Annotated in this window: 18 protein-coding genes; 5 read left to right on the plus strand and 13 right to left on the minus strand. The window is 44.4% G+C overall.

From position 1 onward, the window contains the following. Positions 1 to 30 precede the first annotated feature (30 nt). The 7 genes from ABE021_RS01500 to ABE021_RS01530 all read right to left on the minus strand — a co-directional run bounded on the left by ABE021_RS01500 (position 31) and on the right by ABE021_RS01530 (position 7,807). Positions 31 to 1,455, minus strand: a complete 1,425-nt coding sequence (locus ABE021_RS01500; protein WP_430286397.1) for an MBOAT family O-acyltransferase — start codon at positions 1,453 to 1,455, stop codon at positions 31 to 33. A gap of 663 nt (positions 1,456 to 2,118) precedes the next feature. Continuing rightward, positions 2,119 to 2,664 (minus strand): DUF4358 domain-containing protein, encoded by a 546-nt coding sequence (locus tag ABE021_RS01505; RefSeq protein ID WP_430286398.1) that lies wholly within the window; start codon positions 2,662 to 2,664, stop codon positions 2,119 to 2,121. 93 nt (positions 2,665 to 2,757) lie between these two features. After that, a complete protein-coding gene (locus tag ABE021_RS01510; RefSeq protein WP_430286399.1) occupies positions 2,758 to 3,597 on the minus strand; it encodes a MurR/RpiR family transcriptional regulator in 840 nt (279 codons plus the stop codon). Positions 3,598 to 3,678: 81 nt separating this feature from the next. Next, positions 3,679 to 4,530 carry an ROK family protein gene (locus ABE021_RS01515; protein WP_430286400.1) on the minus strand — a complete coding sequence of 284 codons (852 nt, stop codon included), beginning with the start codon at positions 4,528 to 4,530 and terminating at the stop codon, positions 3,679 to 3,681. Positions 4,531 to 4,626: 96 nt separating this feature from the next. Beyond that, entirely contained in the window at positions 4,627 to 6,126 is a 1,500-nt protein-coding gene (locus ABE021_RS01520; protein WP_430286401.1) for a sodium:solute symporter, read from the minus strand. Between the two features lie 81 nt (positions 6,127 to 6,207). Further along, positions 6,208 to 7,080, minus strand: coding sequence for an N-acetylneuraminate lyase (locus ABE021_RS01525; protein WP_430286402.1), 873 nt, complete (start codon positions 7,078 to 7,080; stop codon positions 6,208 to 6,210). Positions 7,081 to 7,120: 40 nt separating this feature from the next. Beyond that, positions 7,121 to 7,807, minus strand: a complete 687-nt coding sequence (locus tag ABE021_RS01530) for an N-acetylmannosamine-6-phosphate 2-epimerase (protein ID WP_430286403.1) — start codon at positions 7,805 to 7,807, stop codon at positions 7,121 to 7,123. A gap of 324 nt (positions 7,808 to 8,131) precedes the next feature. On the opposite strand from ABE021_RS01530, the gene ABE021_RS01535 reads away from it, so the two are divergent. Beyond that, entirely contained in the window at positions 8,132 to 9,121 is a 990-nt protein-coding gene (locus tag ABE021_RS01535; RefSeq protein ID WP_430286404.1) for a Gfo/Idh/MocA family protein, read from the plus strand. Positions 9,122 to 9,182: 61 nt separating this feature from the next. Here ABE021_RS01535 and ABE021_RS01540 read toward each other — a convergent pair whose 3' ends face one another. Further along, positions 9,183 to 9,995, minus strand: coding sequence for a Cof-type HAD-IIB family hydrolase (locus ABE021_RS01540; protein WP_430286405.1), 813 nt, complete (start codon positions 9,993 to 9,995; stop codon positions 9,183 to 9,185). A gap of 47 nt (positions 9,996 to 10,042) precedes the next feature. Beyond that, entirely contained in the window at positions 10,043 to 10,660 is a 618-nt protein-coding gene (locus ABE021_RS01545) for a cyclase family protein (protein WP_430286463.1), read from the minus strand. Positions 10,661 to 11,082: 422 nt separating this feature from the next. On the opposite strand from ABE021_RS01545, the gene zwf reads away from it, so the two are divergent. Genes zwf through gndA form a run of 3 tightly spaced genes read left to right on the plus strand, consistent with a single transcriptional unit; the run spans position 11,083 to position 15,406 of the window. Then, positions 11,083 to 12,585 carry a glucose-6-phosphate dehydrogenase gene (gene zwf, locus ABE021_RS01550; protein WP_430286406.1) on the plus strand — a complete coding sequence of 501 codons (1,503 nt, stop codon included), beginning with the start codon at positions 11,083 to 11,085 and terminating at the stop codon, positions 12,583 to 12,585. 35 nt (positions 12,586 to 12,620) lie between these two features. Continuing rightward, the gene (locus ABE021_RS01555; protein ID WP_430286407.1) at positions 12,621 to 13,970 is read left to right on the plus strand and encodes a glucose-6-phosphate isomerase; all 1,350 of its coding nucleotides are present in this window, start codon (positions 12,621 to 12,623) and stop codon (positions 13,968 to 13,970) included. A 20-nt stretch (positions 13,971 to 13,990) separates the two neighbouring features. Then, positions 13,991 to 15,406 carry an NADP-dependent phosphogluconate dehydrogenase gene (gndA, locus tag ABE021_RS01560; protein WP_430286408.1) on the plus strand — a complete coding sequence of 472 codons (1,416 nt, stop codon included), beginning with the start codon at positions 13,991 to 13,993 and terminating at the stop codon, positions 15,404 to 15,406. Between the two features lie 62 nt (positions 15,407 to 15,468). On the opposite strand, the gene ABE021_RS01565 is transcribed toward gndA, so the two are convergent. From ABE021_RS01565 to ABE021_RS01580, 4 genes are all read right to left on the minus strand, one after another. Further along, the gene (locus ABE021_RS01565) at positions 15,469 to 16,830 is read right to left on the minus strand and encodes a dihydrolipoyl dehydrogenase family protein (protein ID WP_430286409.1); all 1,362 of its coding nucleotides are present in this window, start codon (positions 16,828 to 16,830) and stop codon (positions 15,469 to 15,471) included. 258 nt (positions 16,831 to 17,088) lie between these two features. Next, entirely contained in the window at positions 17,089 to 18,477 is a 1,389-nt protein-coding gene (locus tag ABE021_RS01570) for a DHA2 family efflux MFS transporter permease subunit (protein ID WP_430286410.1), read from the minus strand. Between the two features lie 5 nt (positions 18,478 to 18,482). After that, entirely contained in the window at positions 18,483 to 19,043 is a 561-nt protein-coding gene (locus ABE021_RS01575) for a TetR/AcrR family transcriptional regulator (protein WP_430286411.1), read from the minus strand. A gap of 353 nt (positions 19,044 to 19,396) precedes the next feature. Then, positions 19,397 to 20,248 (minus strand): VOC family protein, encoded by an 852-nt coding sequence (locus ABE021_RS01580; RefSeq protein ID WP_430286412.1) that lies wholly within the window; start codon positions 20,246 to 20,248, stop codon positions 19,397 to 19,399. A gap of 197 nt (positions 20,249 to 20,445) precedes the next feature. Between ABE021_RS01580 and ABE021_RS01585 the strand changes: the two genes are divergently transcribed. After that, complete coding sequence (locus ABE021_RS01585) at positions 20,446 to 20,784, plus strand: winged helix-turn-helix transcriptional regulator (RefSeq protein ID WP_430286413.1); 339 nt, start codon at positions 20,446 to 20,448, stop codon at positions 20,782 to 20,784. The last annotated feature ends 88 nt before the right edge of the window (positions 20,785 to 20,872 follow it).

The following is a 20,872-nucleotide window of genomic DNA, read 5'->3' on the forward strand; positions in this document are numbered from 1 at the left end:
CCTCCTTCCTTGATCGAATTGATGAATGGGTTAAAAACGGAAGTAAAGGAACGGATTAAATGCATCATCGACTAAATAGGCAGTCGACAGAGTTAGAATCACGCCAAAAAAGACTACCTGTAAACCTGTCTGAACCCATTCCTTTTGCATGATTTCACTACGTTCGACACATCGCTTCCACAGTTGGGTAAACAACGGAGTCGATAAAAGTCCTGCTATACACAACAACACTCCATTCGTATAGAGGTCATACAGAAAAGCTGTGTTGTAGAGCGGGCGTCCACCCAAACCAACCATCACTTGCGCATAGCGGATCCCTTCTCCAATATCTTCAAAGACGAACAGAACCCAGCTGAACAAAATGACGAGCAGTAAATATCCATGTTGAACAACACGCGGGAGCTTTTCCAGCCATTTGAGCAGACCCGCGCGTTCGAGTCCGATCAACACACCGAAATACAATCCCCACAATACATAATTCCAACTGGCTCCATGCCATAATCCCGTCAAACCCCAGACGATGAACAAATTACGATAGAGCACAAACTGACCTTTCCGATTCCCGCCTAGCGGAATGTAGACGTAATCCCGGAACCAGGAACCGAGTGAAATATGCCAGCGTCTCCAAAACTCAGAAGCACTCTTCGCGATGTATGGATAATTGAAGTTTTTCGGAAAACTGAATCCAAACATCTTTCCAAGGCCAATCGCCATGTCGGAATATCCACTGAAGTCGAAGTAAATCTGAAACGCAAACGCTATGATCCCAAGCCATGCAGCAGAGACGGTGATGTCGGAAACCCCTTGACTTTCAATGTTCGCCCAGAGCTGGCCAATCGTATTGGCCAACAAGACCTTCTTACCGAGCCCGATGATGAATATCCGGACACCATCCGCAAATTGACCGAGCTGAAACGTCCGATTCATCAGTTCTTTTTCAATCATTTCGTAGCGGACGATTGGACCTGCAATCAGTTGTGGAAATAAGGAGACATAGAGCGCAAATGTAATGATATTTTTTTGAGGCCGCACAGTCCCCCGATAGACATCGATTGCGTAGGACATCGTTTGGAACGTGTAAAACGAAATACCGATGGGTAACGGAAGATCCAGCGGTGCGATAGTTGTTCCTATGATGGAATTCATGCTGTCAACGAGGAAATCGGCGTATTTGAAAAATGATAAAACCGCCAGATTCACAAGAAGTGAGGACAGGAGCCCCAGTTTTGCATAGAGTGGCCGCTGTTCCCGATACCGCCCGATGATACGGCCATGTAGATAATCCGTCAGTGCAGAAAAGATCATTAGCATGATGTAGATCGGTTCGCCCCATGCATAGAAAAATAGACTGACCCCTAACAGAACCAGGTTTTTCAATTTGCGTGGACTGATGTAATAGAATATAAGTGCGAGAGGCAAAAAGAAAAATAGAAATGTCAAACTACTGAATACCAATCACGACACACCTCCCAAACCAATTAGAAAAAGGCACAAACTGTTTTTCACACTGTGGACTCACTCCAGAAATCATGGGGCTTGCCTACAGTGTTTTTTACAATGGATTTAACACTGAAAAGTTGATTTCCGTTCCGGGCGGACGCTTTCTTACCTCGAGTCAAGCCTTTTATAAGGTCACTAATGGAGCTTATGAAGAAAAGGTTCAACACTCAACCTTTGCTTTTCGTTTCAGGACTCGCTTTCCGGCGGGCATGGCTTGAGCCTTCCACTACAAGCAATTTAATTTTAGAATGAAAAAACTATCTAAGGGCGGCGACTCCTGGGGGATTAGCGAAAGCCGTAACGAAGAACGGCTTTTGCGGGTAAAAGCGCAGCGTTAGGAGCACGTATTTTCAAAAAAACTGGACTGAGCAAAGCGAGGACTATCAATGATGCCTTAATTTTAGCAAAGTCCGCTAAAATTCAGCCAATCGAACTCTTCGTCGTTCGATTGACTGAGGGCAAGCCCCCCGGAAAGCGTCCGCCGGGAACGGAAATCAACGTCCTGTACTCCTTCATTTTCAGAGTCAACGATGCAAAAAGACAAAAAGGGTGAAAATCAAATCGATTCACACCCCTTTTGCCCACAGTCTGAAAATACAAACTGTGCGTTATCCTCTGTCAGAAGCTTTCGTTGAATGCTTTCTCGATTGCTTCCGGATTTTCATATGTCACATACAAAAGGAATTTCCCTTTTGTGACGATTTTGTTGTCCTTCACTTTCTCATATTGGTCAGGTAAATATTGCTCCCACGTTTGAACTTGGGCCGCCAATTCATTTTCAAGAGACTTCTTCAACTCAGCTACCTGTTTTTCATCTTTTGCTTCCAGAATGATAATCTCATCTGCATTGACGTTCATGAGTGCAGCGATAACAGTCCCATTAGCAAGTGATTTAGGATTCAGTGTCATTTTCGCCATCCAAATATCTGCTCCAGAATTTTCATCATCAGTTTCAGTTAAATCAACTTCTTGAAAGATTTGACTCATTTCTTCCACACCATCAGCTTTCAAATCTCCTGCAACTTGGTCCTTAATGTTTGAAACAACGTCTGCGAAATCCACGTCAGTTGCCTGATTCTTATTCGGTTTGTCCGAAGACTGACTGCCACAGGCCGCCATCATTACTGCCATGAGCACTACTAAAATCCCTGCTATCTTTTTCATAAAATCCCCTCACTTCACTAAATGGTTGTTTCTATTAGGAGTAGTCGGGTGACTCACTTAAAAGTTTCATCGAAAGTGCAATAAAGTACCTGATCAATAAAGCTTTGTGGAGATATTAGTAGAAATCTCGTTATGGATTTCTTCCGCTTTTTCTACATCCTTCACAGTCAATCCAGTACAGAGTACATCGATTAAAAATAGTTGAGCGATTTTAGATACTAATGACCCGCTATCCAGCGGGTTTTCCTTCGCCGCCCCGAGGAGAATATGATCTGCATATTTGCTCAATGGAGATTTCAAGTAGTTCGTCAGCACAATGATGGTGGCACCTTTAGCTTTTGCAATTTTGACCGAATCGACAATATCCTTTGTACCACCTGATATACTAATTGCGATGACAACACTGCTTTCGTTCAGCGAAGAGGCAAGCATCACTTGAAAATGCGGATCGATGACAGCTGTGGCTTGTCGACCAATCCTTATTAACCTGCTTTGCATATCGAGGCCAGCTATCCCTGAAGAACCAACGCCAAAGATGACGATATTATCTTTCTGTTTCAATACATCTATTGAACGTTGCAGTTCCTCTTGATCCACTATTCCTGCGGAGTCTTCTACTGCCCTTACCATGTTTTTCCGGATTTTATCCAGATAGGTGCCGTGTTCAGCCACACTTGTATCCGCTGCCAACTCTTGGGCATAGGAATACTTAAAGTCTTGGAACCCTTTAAACCCAAGCTTCCTGAAAAAACGCAGCACTGTCGCTTCTGCTGCACCACTGGCCTCACACAATTCTGTAAGCGATAAATAGATCACGTGCCCCTCATTTGCTATTAAGTAGGTGTAAATCTTATGCTCAGACTTTGTAAACTCCGGTTTATACTGCTCCATGAGCACCGACGGCTTCATGCCTTTCAGCGGTCCCGTTTGCATATCAATCGTTCTCCTTCCACTTAGTCTTCCTGAACAGGATGGTGATTTAAAAAGTGTCGTACCGCTCCCAACAGATTTGCGTCATTCCCTTTTTCCGCAAGCACGACAGTCAGCTCTTTTTTTGTGGTTCGGCATCAGTTTCGTTTCCAGAGACGTTTGAATCGCTTCCTTCAACAATTCCCCTTGCGCGGAAATCCCTCCACCGATCACGACCACAGACGGATTCAAAATAAGGACCAGCGATGCTAATCCTGTTGTCAAATCGTCAATCCATCTTTCAAATAGAACGATTGCTTCCGCATTTCCGGAACGGATCCTTTCAAAGAACACAGGAAGTTCCATGTCACCTAACTGCTGCTGAACAGTAGCTGACAGAGCAGCACTGGACGCATATCGCTCATAGCACCCTGCTTGCATACATGTACAAGGCTTCCCTCCAGGATGCAAAATCATATGTCCGATTTCACCGCCGGAAAATGTTGTCCCTCTATACAAACTTCCGTTGATGAACAATGCACCACCAATTCCTGTTCCAAGCGTAACCGTCAAAAAGTCATTCACGTTCCGGGCGGCCCCTACCCATTGTTCCCCCAGTGCAGTACAGTTGACATCATTATCCATCGTAGCCGGCACATTGAACTTCGTTGACACTTGCTCACACACATTCATCCCTGAATAGCCTGGAATCGTATCCGTAGCATAAATAATCGTACCCGTATCTGCATCTACTTGCCCTGCTGAACTAATCGCTATTCCGTCCAGATTCTCCTGTACTTGCATCTCTTCACAAATCATCAGGATTTTCCCCATCAGATGCGAACCGCCCTTATCGGCTTCCGTTGGATACGCTTTCGGATTCTTCAACTCCCCATACTCATTTGAAATTGCTGTTTTTATCGATGTGCCGCCAATATCGATTGCTCCAATATACATACCGATTCCCCTCTCCATCTATTCCATTTACTATATCATTTCAAAAGAAAGAGGACAGCACCTAACGTACGGCGCTGCCCTCCCTTTATGCTCAAATTATCCTTTTGGCTGGTCGTAATACGTAAGGTGTGCTGAAGCGTCTTCCGCCTTACTCTTACCTTTGAACAGCAAGCTGAACAAGTAACCGAATACGAGCGATGAAACCAGGTTAATAAGTGAATATGCCCATAACGTCGTGTCTGTGAAATAAGAAACATAGATGGCGATCATGGTCGTTACAATAAACCCTGCAATGGCACCTTTTGTGTTCGCTCTTTTTGTAAGAACACCCAGTGTGAATGTACCACCGATAATACCGAGTACGAGACCCATCAAACCGTTGAACCATTCATATGCAGAACTGACGTTGGAATATGCGAGAACGATTGCAAAGACGATTGACACGACTCCAACAACGATACTGACGATTTTAGCGATCTTCGTTCCTTTTTCATCAGACATATCAGGACGCAGAACTTTTTGAATATCCAACGTCCAGCTGGTCGCGACACTGTTCAACCCTGTTGAGAGCGTGGATTGACCTGCCGCAAAGAGTCCCGCGATGAGTAATCCTGAAATCCCTGCCGGTAACTCCGTGACGATGAAATTCGCAAAGATGAGATCTTTTGCACCATCCGGCATAGCGCCGCCCGCCTGCTTATAAAATACGTACAATGACGTACCGATAAAGAAGAATAACGTTGCCGTACCGAGAGAGAGCACACCATTCAAAATGGTCATTTTGTTCATCTGTTTCAAATCGGTCGTAGTCAAATAGCGCTGTACCATGTCTTGACTCGATATGTACGAGAACAATGTAGATAATCCAGCACCTAGGAAGATGATGAACAAGCTATCATTCAAGATATTGGGGTCGAAAATGACGGCTTCACTAAAGAATTTGTTGTCTTGGACACCGACTTTCATGATTTCCGGGATTCCGCCTTTAATGGAGAAGATGAGTACGATAAGAGCGAATACCCCTCCGCCTATCAGGACAATCCCTTGGATGAAATCTGTCCATAGTACGGACTTGATGCCGCCGATTGATGAGTAGATGGTGGCAATGACACCCATGAATAGAATGATCACTACAGTATGGATTCCTGTTACTGCTGACAGCGCAAGCGCTGGCAAATACATGATGATCGACATCCGCCCGACTTGGTAGATGATGAATAGAGAACTACCCATAATCCGTAACCCTTTACCAAACCGTCTTTCCAAATATTCATATGCGGTATCGATGTTGAGATTGCGGTACACGGGCAAGAAGAAGTAAATGGCTACTGGAACCGCGATGAACAATCCAATTTGACCTGCCCAGAGCTGCCAGTTTCCTAAATACGAGTTTCCTGCAAGGGACAAGAACGAGATTGGAGAAAGCAGCGTTGCGAAAAGACTTACGGATGTTACCCACCATGGGATACTGCCATCTCCTTTAAAGAACTCTTTCCCTTTCATTTCCTTCTTTGCAACCGCAATTCCGATATATAGAATAAAAAGCAAATACGCAAACAGAATTACATAGTCGATTACAGCAAACTTCCCATCCATCCCTTTTCCCCCTATCATCACTTGTTCGTCAGTAAGCGCTTACTTATATAATAGAAGACTTCCGCAAAAGTCTTCTTTCCATCACTTGCTTAAAAACGTTTTTGCAAGTTGTTGTGCCACTTCCACTTTGTCTGCTGACAGCTGTTTCATCGGCTTGCGACAAACTCCCGCTTCGACACCTTGTGTTTTCAGCATCTCTTTGATTGTCTGATAGAGCCCGTTTGCAAGAATTGCTGAAATCAAATCATTCGTCACTTTTTGGATTTCCCGTGCCTCTTCAATTTTACCTTCTTGAGCAAGCTGGAAAATTGAACGGGCACGTGCACCATTGACGTTGAACGTACTGCCGATTGCACCGTCCACATTTAAAACAGCTGCAGATAATAACATTTCGTCAAATCCTGAATAGATCAGTTTTTCTGGATACGCATGACGTAAACGCTCGAGTAGATAGAAATCAGGAGCTGTGAATTTAACGCCGATAATCTTCTCATTTTCAAACAACTCACCAAATTGCTCCAGACTCATGTTGACACCTGTTAAAGCAGGAATAGAATAGATGATCATCGTGTTATCGACACTGTTAATAATTGTGTTGTAGTAGTCTTTGATCTCTTCGAAATCGAACTTATAGTAGAACGGTGTAACGGCAGATAGAGAATCATACCCTAGATCTGTTGCGAATTGAGCGAGTTCGACAGCTTCATCGATGTTCAGAGAACCGACTTGAGCGATCAGTTTCACTTGGTCCCCTGCTTCGTCTTTGACAATTTCAAAGATCCGCTTTTTGTTTTCAGTTGAAATCAAGAAGTTCTCCCCTGTGCTTCCGTTGACATATAGACCGTCTACTTTAGAAACATCGATATTGTGACGAACTAACTGGCGCAACCCCTTTTCGTGAATGTTGCCCTGCTCGTCAAATGCACACATTAGTGCTGTAAAAATACCTTTCATTCTAATCCGCTCCTCTGTTTAGAATATTGTCGTGAGTTCCTTATTTCAGGTGGATCGCTAATGCGAATTTTTCCGTGATTTTCATAGGACGGGTTATGGCACTTCCTACTACGACTGCGTGAGCCCCAGCTCGAATCGCTAATCTTGCTTTATCAGGGGTATCAAAATTCCCTTCAGCGATGACAGGCACGTTCACTTTCTCAACAAGTTGCTTCACTAGCTCTAACGGGTTTACATCTTTTGAATAAGGTGTGTATCCTGCTAATGTCGGAGCAACAATGTCCGCTCCCGCTTCAACCGCCAGGATGCCTTCTTCCAAGGTCGATACATCCGCCATGAACAGTTGCTCAGGAAATGCTTCTTTTGCTTGGCTGAGAAGTTGTGCAAACGTTCGGTTTCCAGGTCTCATCCGATCTGTCCCGTCGAGTGCGATAATATCGACGCCTTCTTCAGCCAGGGCAGAGATCTCTTTAAATGTCGGGGTAATGAATACCGCCTCGTTCGGGTAGTCCTTCTTAATAATCCCGATGATGGGGAGATCGACCTCTTTTTTAATGGCTTGGATATCTTCTACTGAGTTTGCGCGGATACCAGCAGCCCCTCCAAGTTTTGCGGCCAGTGCCATTTTACTCATGATGAATGAGCTGTGAAGCGGTTCGTCCTCTAATGCCTGGCAAGAGACAATAAGGGAGTGTTGTAATTTGTTCAATAAATCTCGGTTGTTCATGGATAGTCTCCTTGCTATTTGACGTTAAACAAGTACTCGGCTGTTTCCATTTTTCACAGAGCATAATAGAAAGCGTTTTCAATATAGTGGCACTATATCATTTATGAAAGTTAACTGTCAAATATTATTTTTTAATGATTATAACTTTGTCATTACGGTAAACCCACAGAGCTTGAGACGGCACTTATTTACGCACCGACTTGAATCTTGCAATTGTTCTATATAGGTTGAATTGCATCGCGGACACATTATAATGAGACTATCGCCGGTCGCGGTAGGAAGACTAGGAAACGTCGGAGTTCAAAAAAAAACAGAGGTGAAATCATGGTTAGAATCGGTTTAGTGGGAACAAATTGGATTACGGAAAGAATGTTGGATGGCTTATCACATATGGACAACCTAACCGTGACAGCTGTTTACTCCAGAACAAGTGAACGTGCATCAAAGTTTGCTAGTAAACACGGGATTCCCCATCAGTTTACAAATCTAGAGGAAATGGCGGTTAGCGACAGCATTGACGCGGTGTACATTGCTACCCCGAACTCTTTACATGCAGAACAAGCCATTCTTTTCTTACAGAATGGCAAACACGTTTTATGTGAAAAACCGCTCGCAGCCAATTCAAAAGAAGTCCAGCGAATGTTTGAAACTGCACAGCAGCACAATGTCCTTTTAATGGAAGCTATGAAGTCCACCCTGCTTCCGAATTTCAAAGTGATTCAAGAGAATCTTCACAAACTAGGACCGATACGGAAATACTTTGCGAGCTTCTGCCAATATTCATCCCGCTACGATCAATATAAGGAAGGTGTCGTGTTAAACGCTTTTGACCCGAAATTTGCAAATGGTGCATTGATGGACCTAGGCGTCTATTGTATATATCCTTTGATTTCTTTATTCGGTGCACCTCTTGAAGTCAAAGCGACGGGCACCATTCTTGAATCCGGTGTAGATAGTTCAGGAAGCGTTACGTTAAAGTACGAGGACAAAGATGCTGTGTTGATGTACTCTAAAGTTTCCAACTCAGCATTACCTTGGGAGATCCAAGGAGAAGAAGGCACGATGCTCATAACGAAAGTGTCTTCTCCGGAGCAAGTTGAAATCCGGTATCACAATGGCAGTGTCGAATCGCTTACCGTTGAAATGCCGTACCCATCGATGTACTACGAAGCAAGAGAGTTTGTCGACCTCATTGAACAAGGTAAAACCGAGTCAGAAGTGAATACGTACTCCAATTCATATATGACGATGAAAGTGGCGGATTCGATCCGAAAAGAAATCGGTTTGGAATTCCCTAGTGATTTACTTGTATAAATCAACCCGAAAGAGGCTCGGACTATGTTTTTGCATAGTCCGAGCCTCTTCGTGCTGATTTTCAATTCACAGTCGTCTCGGATTTCATCACAAACTTTTGAAGTACATGAAGAACCCCTTCATTGTTGTTCGTGTCTGTAATATAGTCCGCGACATGTTTCAATGCTTCTACGCCATTCCCCATAACAACACCTAAGCCAGCTGTCATTATGAGTTCAAAATCATTGTGATTATCGCCGATTCCAATGATTTCAGACTGGTGAATTCCAAGTTGCTCGGCTAAGTAAAGCAAAGCAGCTCCTTTATTCGCTTCGGGATTTGTAACCTCCAAGTAATGAGGTTTCGATTTGGCAATGTGTGCATCTGTACCGAACTCTTCGCGGAGCTCAATTTGCAAGCGGTCTAAATGCATCGGTTCTCCAATGAACAATGCTTTCGTGAATCCCCTTTTTGCTAGACTGCCCAAATCATCTACAACAGTATAGGAAACGTCACTTTCCCTGGCATACGCCTGGATCTGTTCGTTATCTTCGGCAACATAAAGGAAATCGTCTTGGTACACTTGTACATGGACCTGATGCTCAAGCGCAAACTGAATGAGCCGTTCGGATATACCCGGTGGTACAAGACGTTCATACCAAACCTTTTTCTCTTCTACGTCTTTGATGATCGCTCCTTGATAGGTAATGAGCGGGACATTCAATCCCAACTGCTCAGCGAACTTTTTTGCCGATGGAAACATGCGCCCTGTTGCGAGTGTCACCACAACGCCACTTTCAATCGTCCGTTGAATCGCAGTGATGGTGTCAAGGGTAATCTCCAGTTGATCCGTCAATAGCGTGCCGTCCAGATCGATTGCTACTAATTTATACATGAGTGTTCTCCCTTATCTCTTAGCGTATCCTTCGAAATGCTCTGCGTTTACTGTAATCCTTCAAATAACAATACCCTTGCTGGCGAAGCATCCGTGCCGACTAACTTGAGGGGTGCTGCAACCATGAAGTAGTCGCCTTGTTCCACTTCTTTCAAACGAAGACCTTCGATGATGATAATGTCATTTGCAAATAACGTTTTGTGCGTCGGATGTCCTTCTTGGCTTCGTTCAATGCCTAGCGCATCGATTCCAATTCCACGAATCCCTACCTCTGCTAGATACTGCGCACCGTCAGCTGCCAGATAAACGAAATCAAAGTCAAATTCCTCTTCAAAAGAATTCCTAGTTTTCAATAAAACAAAATCGTTCTTCTGAAGGTTGAAACCTTCCAAGTCTGCTTTAGTAACTCCGGACCCGACAGTTGTTACATCGATCACTTTACATTGGCCGACCAGGTTTGTTAAAGGGAGTGTTTCAAACGTATCCCCATCTACAACCATATGAAGTGGTGCGTCGATGTGAGTTCCTGTATGCACATCGAGGTCTAAACGTGTTTCTGTCACATACCCATTCGTCACGCGTTTCACTTCCGGCTGCTTTTCCGGCTTGTTTTTATACACTGTCATACCTTCATAAATAGAACTTGTAATATCATACATTTTCATCATGATCGACCATCCAATCTTTGTTAGATTCTTTTCACACCATATCGTCATCCTTGCATATCTGCCATCTGATTGTCTAGGAGGAGCCCCTTGTTCAATAAGAAAAAGCTGTGTATCGCAAAAAATCTGCCTTTAATAGTTGATTTCCACACACTTTTAGCTATAAAACCCTATCTAAACTAATTTTACCAACTACACCTTACGGATTTTTTCAGTCACAAATAGTGTAAGCTTACGGTATCGGCCTTGCTTTTAAAACGCTTACATCTATTCAGTAACTTGAACAATTGTTTACCCTGTACTTTTTTGTACCATTCGTTTGTAAACTGCCTACTTACATTTATCGTCCGGTCAACTTATACTAGGTACTGTTGAAGTTTTAAAGTACTTGAAATGCTATTCAAATTATTGGAGGGAAGTACATGGATAGTAAGAATCCCTCTTCACATACAGAAGAGAAAAGGAACACTAGCATACAAGGGATGACAGTCGTTTTGTTTGGAGCAACTGGTGATCTCGCCAAACGAAAATTATACCCGGCTCTATATAATTTGTATGTCGACAACAAAATGCCAGAGGCTTTTTCAGTTGTCGGTCTTGGCCGCACCCCTTACACTGATGACGTATTTCTTGCAAAGGTGGAACAATCGCTTCGCACATACTCGAGAGGGAACGTTCAAGAAGAAGGATTGCAACGGTTCTTATCCGCTTTCCGCTATTGTACATTCGACGCAACTGAACTAAAGTCTTATGAGAAGTTGAAAGGGCTCATCGAACAGAGAGAGCGCGAATTGAACCTGCCTGAAAACCGCTTATTCTACTTGTCCGTCGCTCCAGGTCTGATTGATGTAATCACTTCTAATTTAAATACAAGCGGAGTCAGCCAATCCTCTGGATGGAAACGGCTTATTGTAGAAAAACCTTTCGGAAGTGATTTAGCCTCGGCCCGTGAGTTGAACGAAAAGTTACGGACAGCGTTTCATGAGGACGAAATCTATAGGATCGACCATTATCTTGGTAAGCCGATGGTGCAAAATCTGGAAACGTTGATCCTTGTCAATCCTGTATTGGATTCGTTGTTCAATCACAAACTGATTGCGAACGTACAAATTACTGCCAGCGAAACGGTTGGCGTCGAAACTCGTGCCGCTTACTACGACAAAGCGGGCGCAATCCGCGATATGGTGCAAAACCATATGCTGCAACTCGTCATGATGACTGCACTTCATCTGCCTAAGAAGGCTCAACCTGAAGAAATCCGTACACAAAAAGTGAACATCATGGAAGCATTGCGTCCGATTCAAGAGGAAAACTTACAAACCGATCTGATTCGCGGACAATATGGTAAGGGGGATCTATTCGGCATTGACGTTCCTGCTTATCGTGAAGAACCGGGTGTCCCGCTGTCATCCATGAATGACACGTATATCGCAGCCCGCTTATTTATCGACAACGAGTTTTGGAAAGGGATTCCTTTCTATATAAGGACTGGTAAACGATTGGATAAGAAATCGACTCGTATCGTCTTTGAATTCAAGGAACGCCCTACGCATTTAGAAGATTATCACCCTGAAGGACTTGCTCCTAATCTGCTGATCCTAGAAATCAGTCCGAATGAAAGTATTTCGTTACAAGTGAATATGAAAGACCCTTCTACAAATCGTTTTCAACCGTCTACGATTACGTTCACTACGAATACAAGCAATCAGCCAGAAGCTTATGAACTCCTTCTGCATGACGCGATGCTCGGTAATGCCACGTTCTTTGCCAATTGGAAAGAAGTCGAGCTGTCTTGGCAATGGATTCAGCCATTACTGGAAGCATTCGAAGCCAATCGATTGCCGTTGGTCACGTACCCTGCCGGTTCAACGGGGCCAAAAGAAGCAAAACAGTTACTCGCAAATGATCACGTCAACTGGTGGTAATCAGACCATCTTTCACATAAAAGGAGATACAGCACATGTCAGTTACATTTGAATATACAAACGCAATGTCGTTCATGAAAAGTACGGAGATGGATAATTTCAGTGCTTTTGTAAAGCAGGCGCATAACCAAATACATGGCCAGCGCGGGCCGGGATCGGATTATCTGGGATGGGTCAATTGGCCGATTGAATACGATAAGGAAGAGTTCGAACGGGTGAAATCGGCTGCTTCCAGGATTCAACGCCAATCGGATGCACTGATTGTCATCGGAATCGGCGGATCGTATCTCGGCTCCAAGGCTGCGATTGAAGCCCTTTCCCATACATTCCATAACCAGATGGCCGGTAATACCGAAGTGTACTTTGCAGGGCAGAATATCAGCTCCATCTATATCGAACACCTTCTGCAAGTGTTGGAAGGAAAGGACATTTCCATCAATGTCATTTCTAAATCAGGGACAACGACTGAACCTGCATTGGCTTTCCGGATTTTCCGTGAATTCATGGAAAAAAAATACGGGGAGGAAGAAGCACGTAAAAGAATTTACGTGACGACGGACAAAACAGAAGGCGCGCTTCGTAAGCTCGCAACTGAGGAAGGGTATGAAACGTTCGTCATTCCTGAAGATATCGGAGGACGTTACTCAGTACTTACACCCGTAGGCTTACTTCCAATCGCTGTTGCAGGTCTTGATATTGACCAGATGATGGCGGGTGCTAGAGCTGCTTACTATGAGTATAATAATCCTGATCTTGCGACAAACGGGAGCTATCAATACGCTGCGGTTCGAAATATCTTCAACAGCAAAGGAAAATCCATTGAGTTATTAGTGACCTACGAACCGGGTCTCCATTATGTTGCCGAATGGTGGAAGCAACTTTTCGGAGAAAGTGAAGGAAAAGACGTAAAAGGTCTCTTTCCTGCTTCAGTCAACTTCACGACGGATTTACATTCCATGGGACAATACGTTCAAGAAGGGCGTCGTTTGTTCATCGAAACCGTATTACAAATCAAGAAATCGCCAGTTGAACGGACAATCCAAGCGGATGCTACCAACATTGATGGGTTGAATTTCTTATCGGGAAAAACGATGGACGAAGTGAACAAAATGGCGGCACTGGGCACGACTCTTGCACATATTGATGGGGACGTCCCGAACTTGCTGATCGAGTTGGACGAGTTGAATGCATACACATTTGGGGAGCTCGTCTATTTCTTTGAAAAAGCGTGCGCTATCAGCGGGACGTTACTGGGCGTGAATCCGTTTGACCAGCCAGGGGTTGAAGCATACAAGAAGAACATGTTTGCGCTGCTTGGCAAAGAGGGATTCGAGGATGAAAAGAAGCAACTTGAAGAACGGTTAACGGAGATTACTAGTTACTGAATTCAGAACGGAGGATGACTATGAGCAATCAGCAAATCGGTGTAATCGGACTTGGCGTCATGGGATTGAACTTGGCATTGAACATGGAGAGTAAAGGATTCCCTGTAGCGGTCTATGACTACTGGACAGATCGGACGGACGAATTCATTGCCAATGAAGCAAAAGGAAAAAACATTATCGGGGCTTCCACTCTTGAGGAATTTGTCGCGTCGATTGCAGCCCCACGCAAAATTTTGATGATGGTGAAAGCCGGCGAGACGACAGATTCTGTCATCCAATCCCTCCTTCCACACCTAACATCGGGCGATATTTTAATTGATGGAGGCAATACATTCTTCGAAGATACGAATCGTCGGACTGCCGAGTTAAAAGCGTCAGGTATCCATTTCATCGGTACAGGCGTCTCAGGCGGCGAAGAAGGTGCAAGATTTGGTCCTTCCCTTATGCCAGGAGGACCGAAGGAAGCGTATGAACAAGTTAAACCGATCCTGGATGCCATTTCCGCGAAAGTCGATGGCACGCCATGCAGTGCTCATATGGGTCCTGAAGGAGCTGGCCATTATGTGAAGATGGTACATAACGGAATTGAATACGGAGATATGCAGCTGATTTCCGAAGCCTATTTCATCATGAAACACGCTCTCGGGTTGACGTCTGCAGAATTGCATGACACGTTCGCAGAGTGGAACGAAGGCGAACTGAATAGTTACTTGATCGAGATCACTTCCGAGATTTTCGGGAAGGTGGACGAAGAGACGGGTAATCCGCTGCTAGACCAGATTTTAGACAAAGCTGGACAAAAAGGGACGGGCAAGTGGACAAGCCAAAATGCATTGGACTTAGGGATTTCACTCCCAATCGTGACGGAATCCGTCTTTGCACGGTTCATTTCTTCAGTTAAAGAAGAGCGTGTTGCCGCGAGTCAATGCTTGACAGGACCCGAAGCAAAACCATTTGCGGGGGATCGCAATGAGATGATCGAAGCGATCCGAAAAGCTTTGTATATGAGTAAGATTTGTTCGTATGCACAAGGTTTCGCTCAAATGCGTGCCGCATCCATTCAATATGGGTGGGATATTCCATACGGAGAGGTTGCGATGATTTTCCGTGGAGGTTGCATTATCCGTGCGCAGTTCCTACAAAATATCAAGGATGCATTCGATAAGAATCCGGAGTTGCCGAACTTGCTGGTAGACCCTTATTTCACGAAAATTGTGGGCGTGTATCAATCAGCGCTTCGTGAAGTACTGAGCCTTGCGATTGCACAAGGCGTACCCACTCCAGCCTTTTCTAGCGCACTTGCTTATTATGATAGTTACCGGACCGCGACGTTACCTGCGAATTTAATCCAGGCGCAACGGGATTATTTCGGTGCGCATACGTATGAACGCATCGATAAAGATGGATCGTTCCATACAGATTGGTCGAAGAAATAATTTTAAATATGTAGGATCCCCCCGCCATTCAAATGGAATGGCGGGGGGATCCTTTTAGTTTTTTAATCGACCTCATTCAACATGGAGCCAATATCGGAAGCAGCTGTAGGATAAGCGAAAATCGTTTTCTTCATGTCTTCAAAAGTTAACTCCAGGCGAATGGCTGTGGAGAAATGATTGATGAGATCATCTGCATTTCCGCCTAAAATATGCGCACCCAGGACGGTTCCTTTCTCGGCATTCGTAATGAGCTTGAATGCAGCTGCTTGCTCGTTTGTCCTTTTAAACGTAAACCAATCCGATATTTCCCGGTACGTCACTTTGGTTTTTTGAGTGGACTTTCTTGCCTCTTCTTCTGTCAACCCGACAGAACCGATTTTCGGGACTGTAAATGCAACAGATGGGACAACCGGATACTCAATAGGTGTATTGTTGCCATGCAATAGATTTCGGATGACTGCATCTGAATCCCTTGAAGAGATCGGAGTCAATGGCGGCGCTGAGGTTTCGGCTGCATCTCCCGCAGCGTAAACGTCAGGATTACTGACGCTTCGCAAGTATTCATTGACATGCACGCCCCCTTTTTTTCCAAGATCGACATTCCCTTTTGCAGGATCGATATCGAGCGCAGGCGCGCGTCCCAATCCATGGACAACTAAGTCGCCTGTAAAGGTTTGCTTCTTATCGTCTTTTTTACCTGTCACGGTAAACGTACTTCCGTTCTTTTCAACAGACTCGACACGTGTATTCAGATGCATTTTAATCCCTATTTGTTCAGAACGTTTTACGAGCAGTTCGACCAAATCGGGATCGAATTGTTCAAGGGGACGTTCTCCGCCATGAATCACTTCCACTTCTGCGCCAGCACGTGCTGCGAGATGTGCGAATTCCATAGATATATAGCCGCCGCCTGCAAAGAGAATCTTCTTCGGCAGCACTTCCAGGTCGAGGAAATCATCACTGTGAATCATTAACTCCTCACCCTTGAGCCCCAATTTCACAGGTTGTGCTCCCGTCGCGATGACGATTTTCTTTCCGGTAAGCACATCTTCGCCTATTCTTATTTGAGTTTTCGAATGGAACTTTGCATGACCATGATAACAATCAATCCCAAGCTCCTTGAAATTCTTTTCGGCGTTTTCTGGAATCGGCTCCGTGAACGTTTTTTTAAACGCCATCAGCTCTTTCCAATCAATACGTGCATTCCCCGAAAGTCCTTTCCCTTCCATTCTATATTTCCAATCCATCCATTCCGCTGCGCCTACCAACACTTTTTTCGGGTCACACCCCCGTTGGGAACATGTACCGCCATATGTACGACTTTCAACAATGGCTACCGTCCAACCCGCTTTTTTACAAGCTTGAGCAGTGCTCGATCCCGCTGTTCCAGTGCCGATTACAATTAGATCAAAGTTTTTCTTCAAATCTGGATTCCTCCTTCTCCATGCTTTCGTAAACTTTGGCTGTTCAGGTTACAAAGCCTTCATCATTCAACGTATTCACCTTCGACCGGAAAGCCTTATTTCCATAAACCATTGATCCTAGTTCATTTACCCAGGTTCAATTGTTCTAACCTTAAAAGATAATGTGACTAGGGGAGATTCGGGACGCAAAAAAGCTGATTCCGCCTATTGAGCAGAACCAACTTTTCTCAACAAACCATTTCGGTTGCTGTGCGAGTATTATTGCGTTTTCTTTAAGAAGAGAGACAGCACAACATTCATGACAGCCAGCACTAAACTGAACGTGAATACCATAGAAGTCCCCTCCGCTGTAGCCTTCATTATCGTAACTCCCTCCGCTAGAGCAGCGCCTTGTTTAACGGTTAGAATGGAAATCATTATCGCGATTCCGACAGCTCCCGATACTTGCTGAGATGTTTGGGTAACCGCAATGCCATCCGGGAAAAGCCGTTTAGGCAAAGCATTCAGCGTATTCGTCTGTACGGCACCAATGGTCAACCCTACACCGAGCATCATCACGATATGTGTCACAACCATCATCCACAAAGCCGTCTCTGTTCCAAACTGTGAATAGAGGGCATACCCCGCCACTACAAGAAGCGTTCCCGGTGTTATGATTGCACGCGGACCATACCGGTCGAATAAGCGTCCAATCGGAGGGGCAAGAATGCAATTCAGCAGGCTTCCTGGCAGCAAGACCAGTCCAGTTGCAAAGGCTGAAATGATGAGTACCACTTGCATATACATCGGTAAAACGACGAGCATGGAAAGCATACTGAAGAACGTAATACTATTCATAGTGAATCCTATTACAAATTGAGGATGTCTGAAAACTTGTAAGTTCAGCATCGGTGATTCGAGCTTCGTCTGTCGGACAACGAAAAGAATCAGAGCAACAAGTCCGATGACGATTGTTCCGATTACTGGCATACTTCCCCATCCATAGTCCCCGCTGCTGCTAAATCCGTACACCAACCCACCGAAACCAAGAGTGGATAAGATGACCGATAGACTGTCGATTCGAGTTTCCCGAACTTCATTTACATTAGGGATGAAGATGTACCCGAATACTAAAGAGAACAGCAAGACCGGTAACGTCACTCCAAAAATCCAATGCCAAGAGAGCGTATCCAGAATCAGCCCTGCCAGGGTCGGCCCGAGTGTAGGTCCAGCCAGGATCACTAGGCCCATGATTCCCATGGCGCCCCCGCGTTCGTTCGGCGGATAAATCGTGAAAATCACATTTTGTGTCAACGGTAACACGATGGCAAGCCCTGCTGCCTGAATAACCCGCGCAATGATCAGCACACTGAATACAGGTGCCATTGCCGCAGTCATCGTCCCGATAATCGATAAAGTCAGGGATGCGATGAAAAGCTGACGTGTTGTAAACTTTTGCATCAGATTCCCTGTAATCGGCACAAGAATGCCGAGCGTCAAGAAATAGCCAGTAGCAAGCCATTGGATTGCGGTTGTACTTACTTGAAAAATGTGACTGAGTTCACCTAGCGCAATATTCAAGGCCGTTTCACTGAACAACCCGACAAAGCCTGCTGTGAACAATGCCAACATGATAAATCCTCTTTTAACTTCTCGTTCCTTCATCATACGTCTTAAAACTCCTTCATCAATTCAGGTATGACGTTCGATATCGTTTTTAAAGGGAGAGAAGAATTCTGTGCACGACACAAGAGCAGTCCGCCTTCTATGGTAGCGGTCAAGAACAAAGCGACTGAGGCCGCACGATCACTTGAAAAACCATCTTCAAGTAATTTCGCATGGAAGATGGATTGGATTTGTTCATATAGCGCTCTGCAAGCCTCGCGAGCAGGTTCGCTAAGCAGAGACATCTCACTTACGATACTGCTGAACGTATATCCTGCAATCGTTCCATCCCGATCCAAATCCTTGATCATCTCGCCAACAACCGCACGGGCTGCCGCTTCTGTAGAAGCAGCACCTTGAAAGACCAATTTAATATCTCTCGTGAGCGTCTGGTTGAGCGAATGCAAACATGCAATGAGCAGCTCTTCCTTACCTCCAGGAAAATGGTGATAGAGTGCTCCCTTCGTAATTCCGCAAGCTTGCAGCAATTCGTTCAGTCCCACGGATTTGTACCCTCTCTGCTGAAAAAGCTTTGTCGCCGTTTCAATCATTCGTGTTTTTGTATCCACTCTTCTCTTCCTCCCTCCGACATACCAACCGGTCTGTACTACTATAGCAGAACTTTTCCGAATGATGTAAGTGTTTTTTTAGATGAATACCTAAAAAAGCTCCGAGCGGAATGCTCAGAGCTTACTTGTATATTTTCATTGAACGGATTTGAAAATGTTATCTCCATGTTTTTAATGCGCCGCTCCAGGCAATGACCTGATTGAGCATCAACATCACATCATCCTATTGTAACGCTTGCAGATTCAATAAGAAGCTGTTGTCAAAGTCAGTCTTGGTTTGAATTAGTTCCTATTCTTGTGAAGAACTCATGGACTTGATACCAAGCTCTTCATTCTTTTTTAAGACCGTCTATTTATACGTCTAAAAGGATACGATTTCCTGAAGGATCGGATGTGATATAGTAACGGCCTTCCTCTTTCACATTTCCTCCAATGCGTTCAATATTCTCGATGACTTCCAATCGTGTTTCTTCATCTGGTAACACGAGCGTAAAGGATTGCAGACCTACACTATTTTGTGCTGGCTCCGGTGCTCCCTCCCCATTCCATATGTTGACTCCTATATGATGGTGGTATTTCCCGGAAGAAAGGAACAAGGCCTGCCCGCCGTAACGGTTGACAACATCGAGTCCTAATCCCTTCACGTAGAACTCTTCAGTTTTCACTAATTCAGAAACGTGTAAATGGATATGCCCCATAACCGTTCCTTCCGGCATCCCTTGCCATACCGACTCGGGACTGGAATTTGACAGCAGGTTCTCAAAATCAAGAGGATCTACAGTCATCTTCACTTCTTCCGCTTGCCAGTTCCATTCAGAAGGAGATCGATCGATATAGATCTCAATTCCGTTGCCGTCTATGTCATTGATGTACAGCGCTTCACTGACAAGATGATCGGATGCTGCTAATCGTATTCCTTTTTCGGATAAATGGACGACGAGATTAGCTAGATCCGCTCTCTGCGGTAAAAGAAGTGCAAAATGATATAACCCTATAGTTCTGCTTTGCTTTGGCACAGCATTTTCCGGTTGCTCCAAAGACAATATATTGGTTTTGCCATCCGTTGTAAGCTTCACGGAGGATCCCGTTTGCTCCAGAATATCGAAACCAAGAATGTCTTGATAGAAAGACAAAGACCGCTTCAGGTCTACCACTTTTATTTTGACGTGGCCAACAAATGTTGTTGGTTTTGCATGGAAATTCATCATAATCCCCCTATCATTTTTGTTTTAATCCATTCATCAACTGGTGAAATAACGGACGTACTTTTAATTTCTTTTTACAATCTAATTACTTTATGTAACCAACTGTATATACATAACCCTGTGTCGTCAAGTATATTTGTTTTATAATGTAAGCAGAATGAGGTTCATGGTATACTGTGAGGAGAGGTGGATATCCTATGAAACAATCAACGATTTGTCCTAAGTTCGAAAAAGCCATCTCCCTCCTGAGTCAAAGGTGGATGGGGCTCGTCATTTATCAGCTATTATTAGGAACTCAACGATTCAGAGAGATACAGTCAGCTATCGGAATCAGCGGCAAAGTCTTATCCGATCGTTTGAAGGATTTGGAAAGCCAAGGTATCGTTAAACGGGAAGTATTTCCTAAAACTCCTGTAATTATTGAATACTCCCTAACCGAAAAAGGTTATGCCATGGAACCGGTGCTAAAAGAAATCGAGAACTGGTCGCAGCTTTGGGTACCATCAGAAGACGATTCGTCCAGCGAGCTTAACTAGTACTGGTAAAAAGAGCTTTCTAAACTGCGGTTCAGATGGTGTATCTGAAACTATTCCCGCTACCTATCCAGATTTATCCCGGTGATAG

Origin of the sequence: Sporosarcina gallistercoris, from assembly GCF_050459885.1 — a bacterium.
GTDB classification, from domain to species: Bacteria; Bacillota; Bacilli; order Bacillales_A; family Planococcaceae; genus Sporosarcina; species Sporosarcina gallistercoris_A.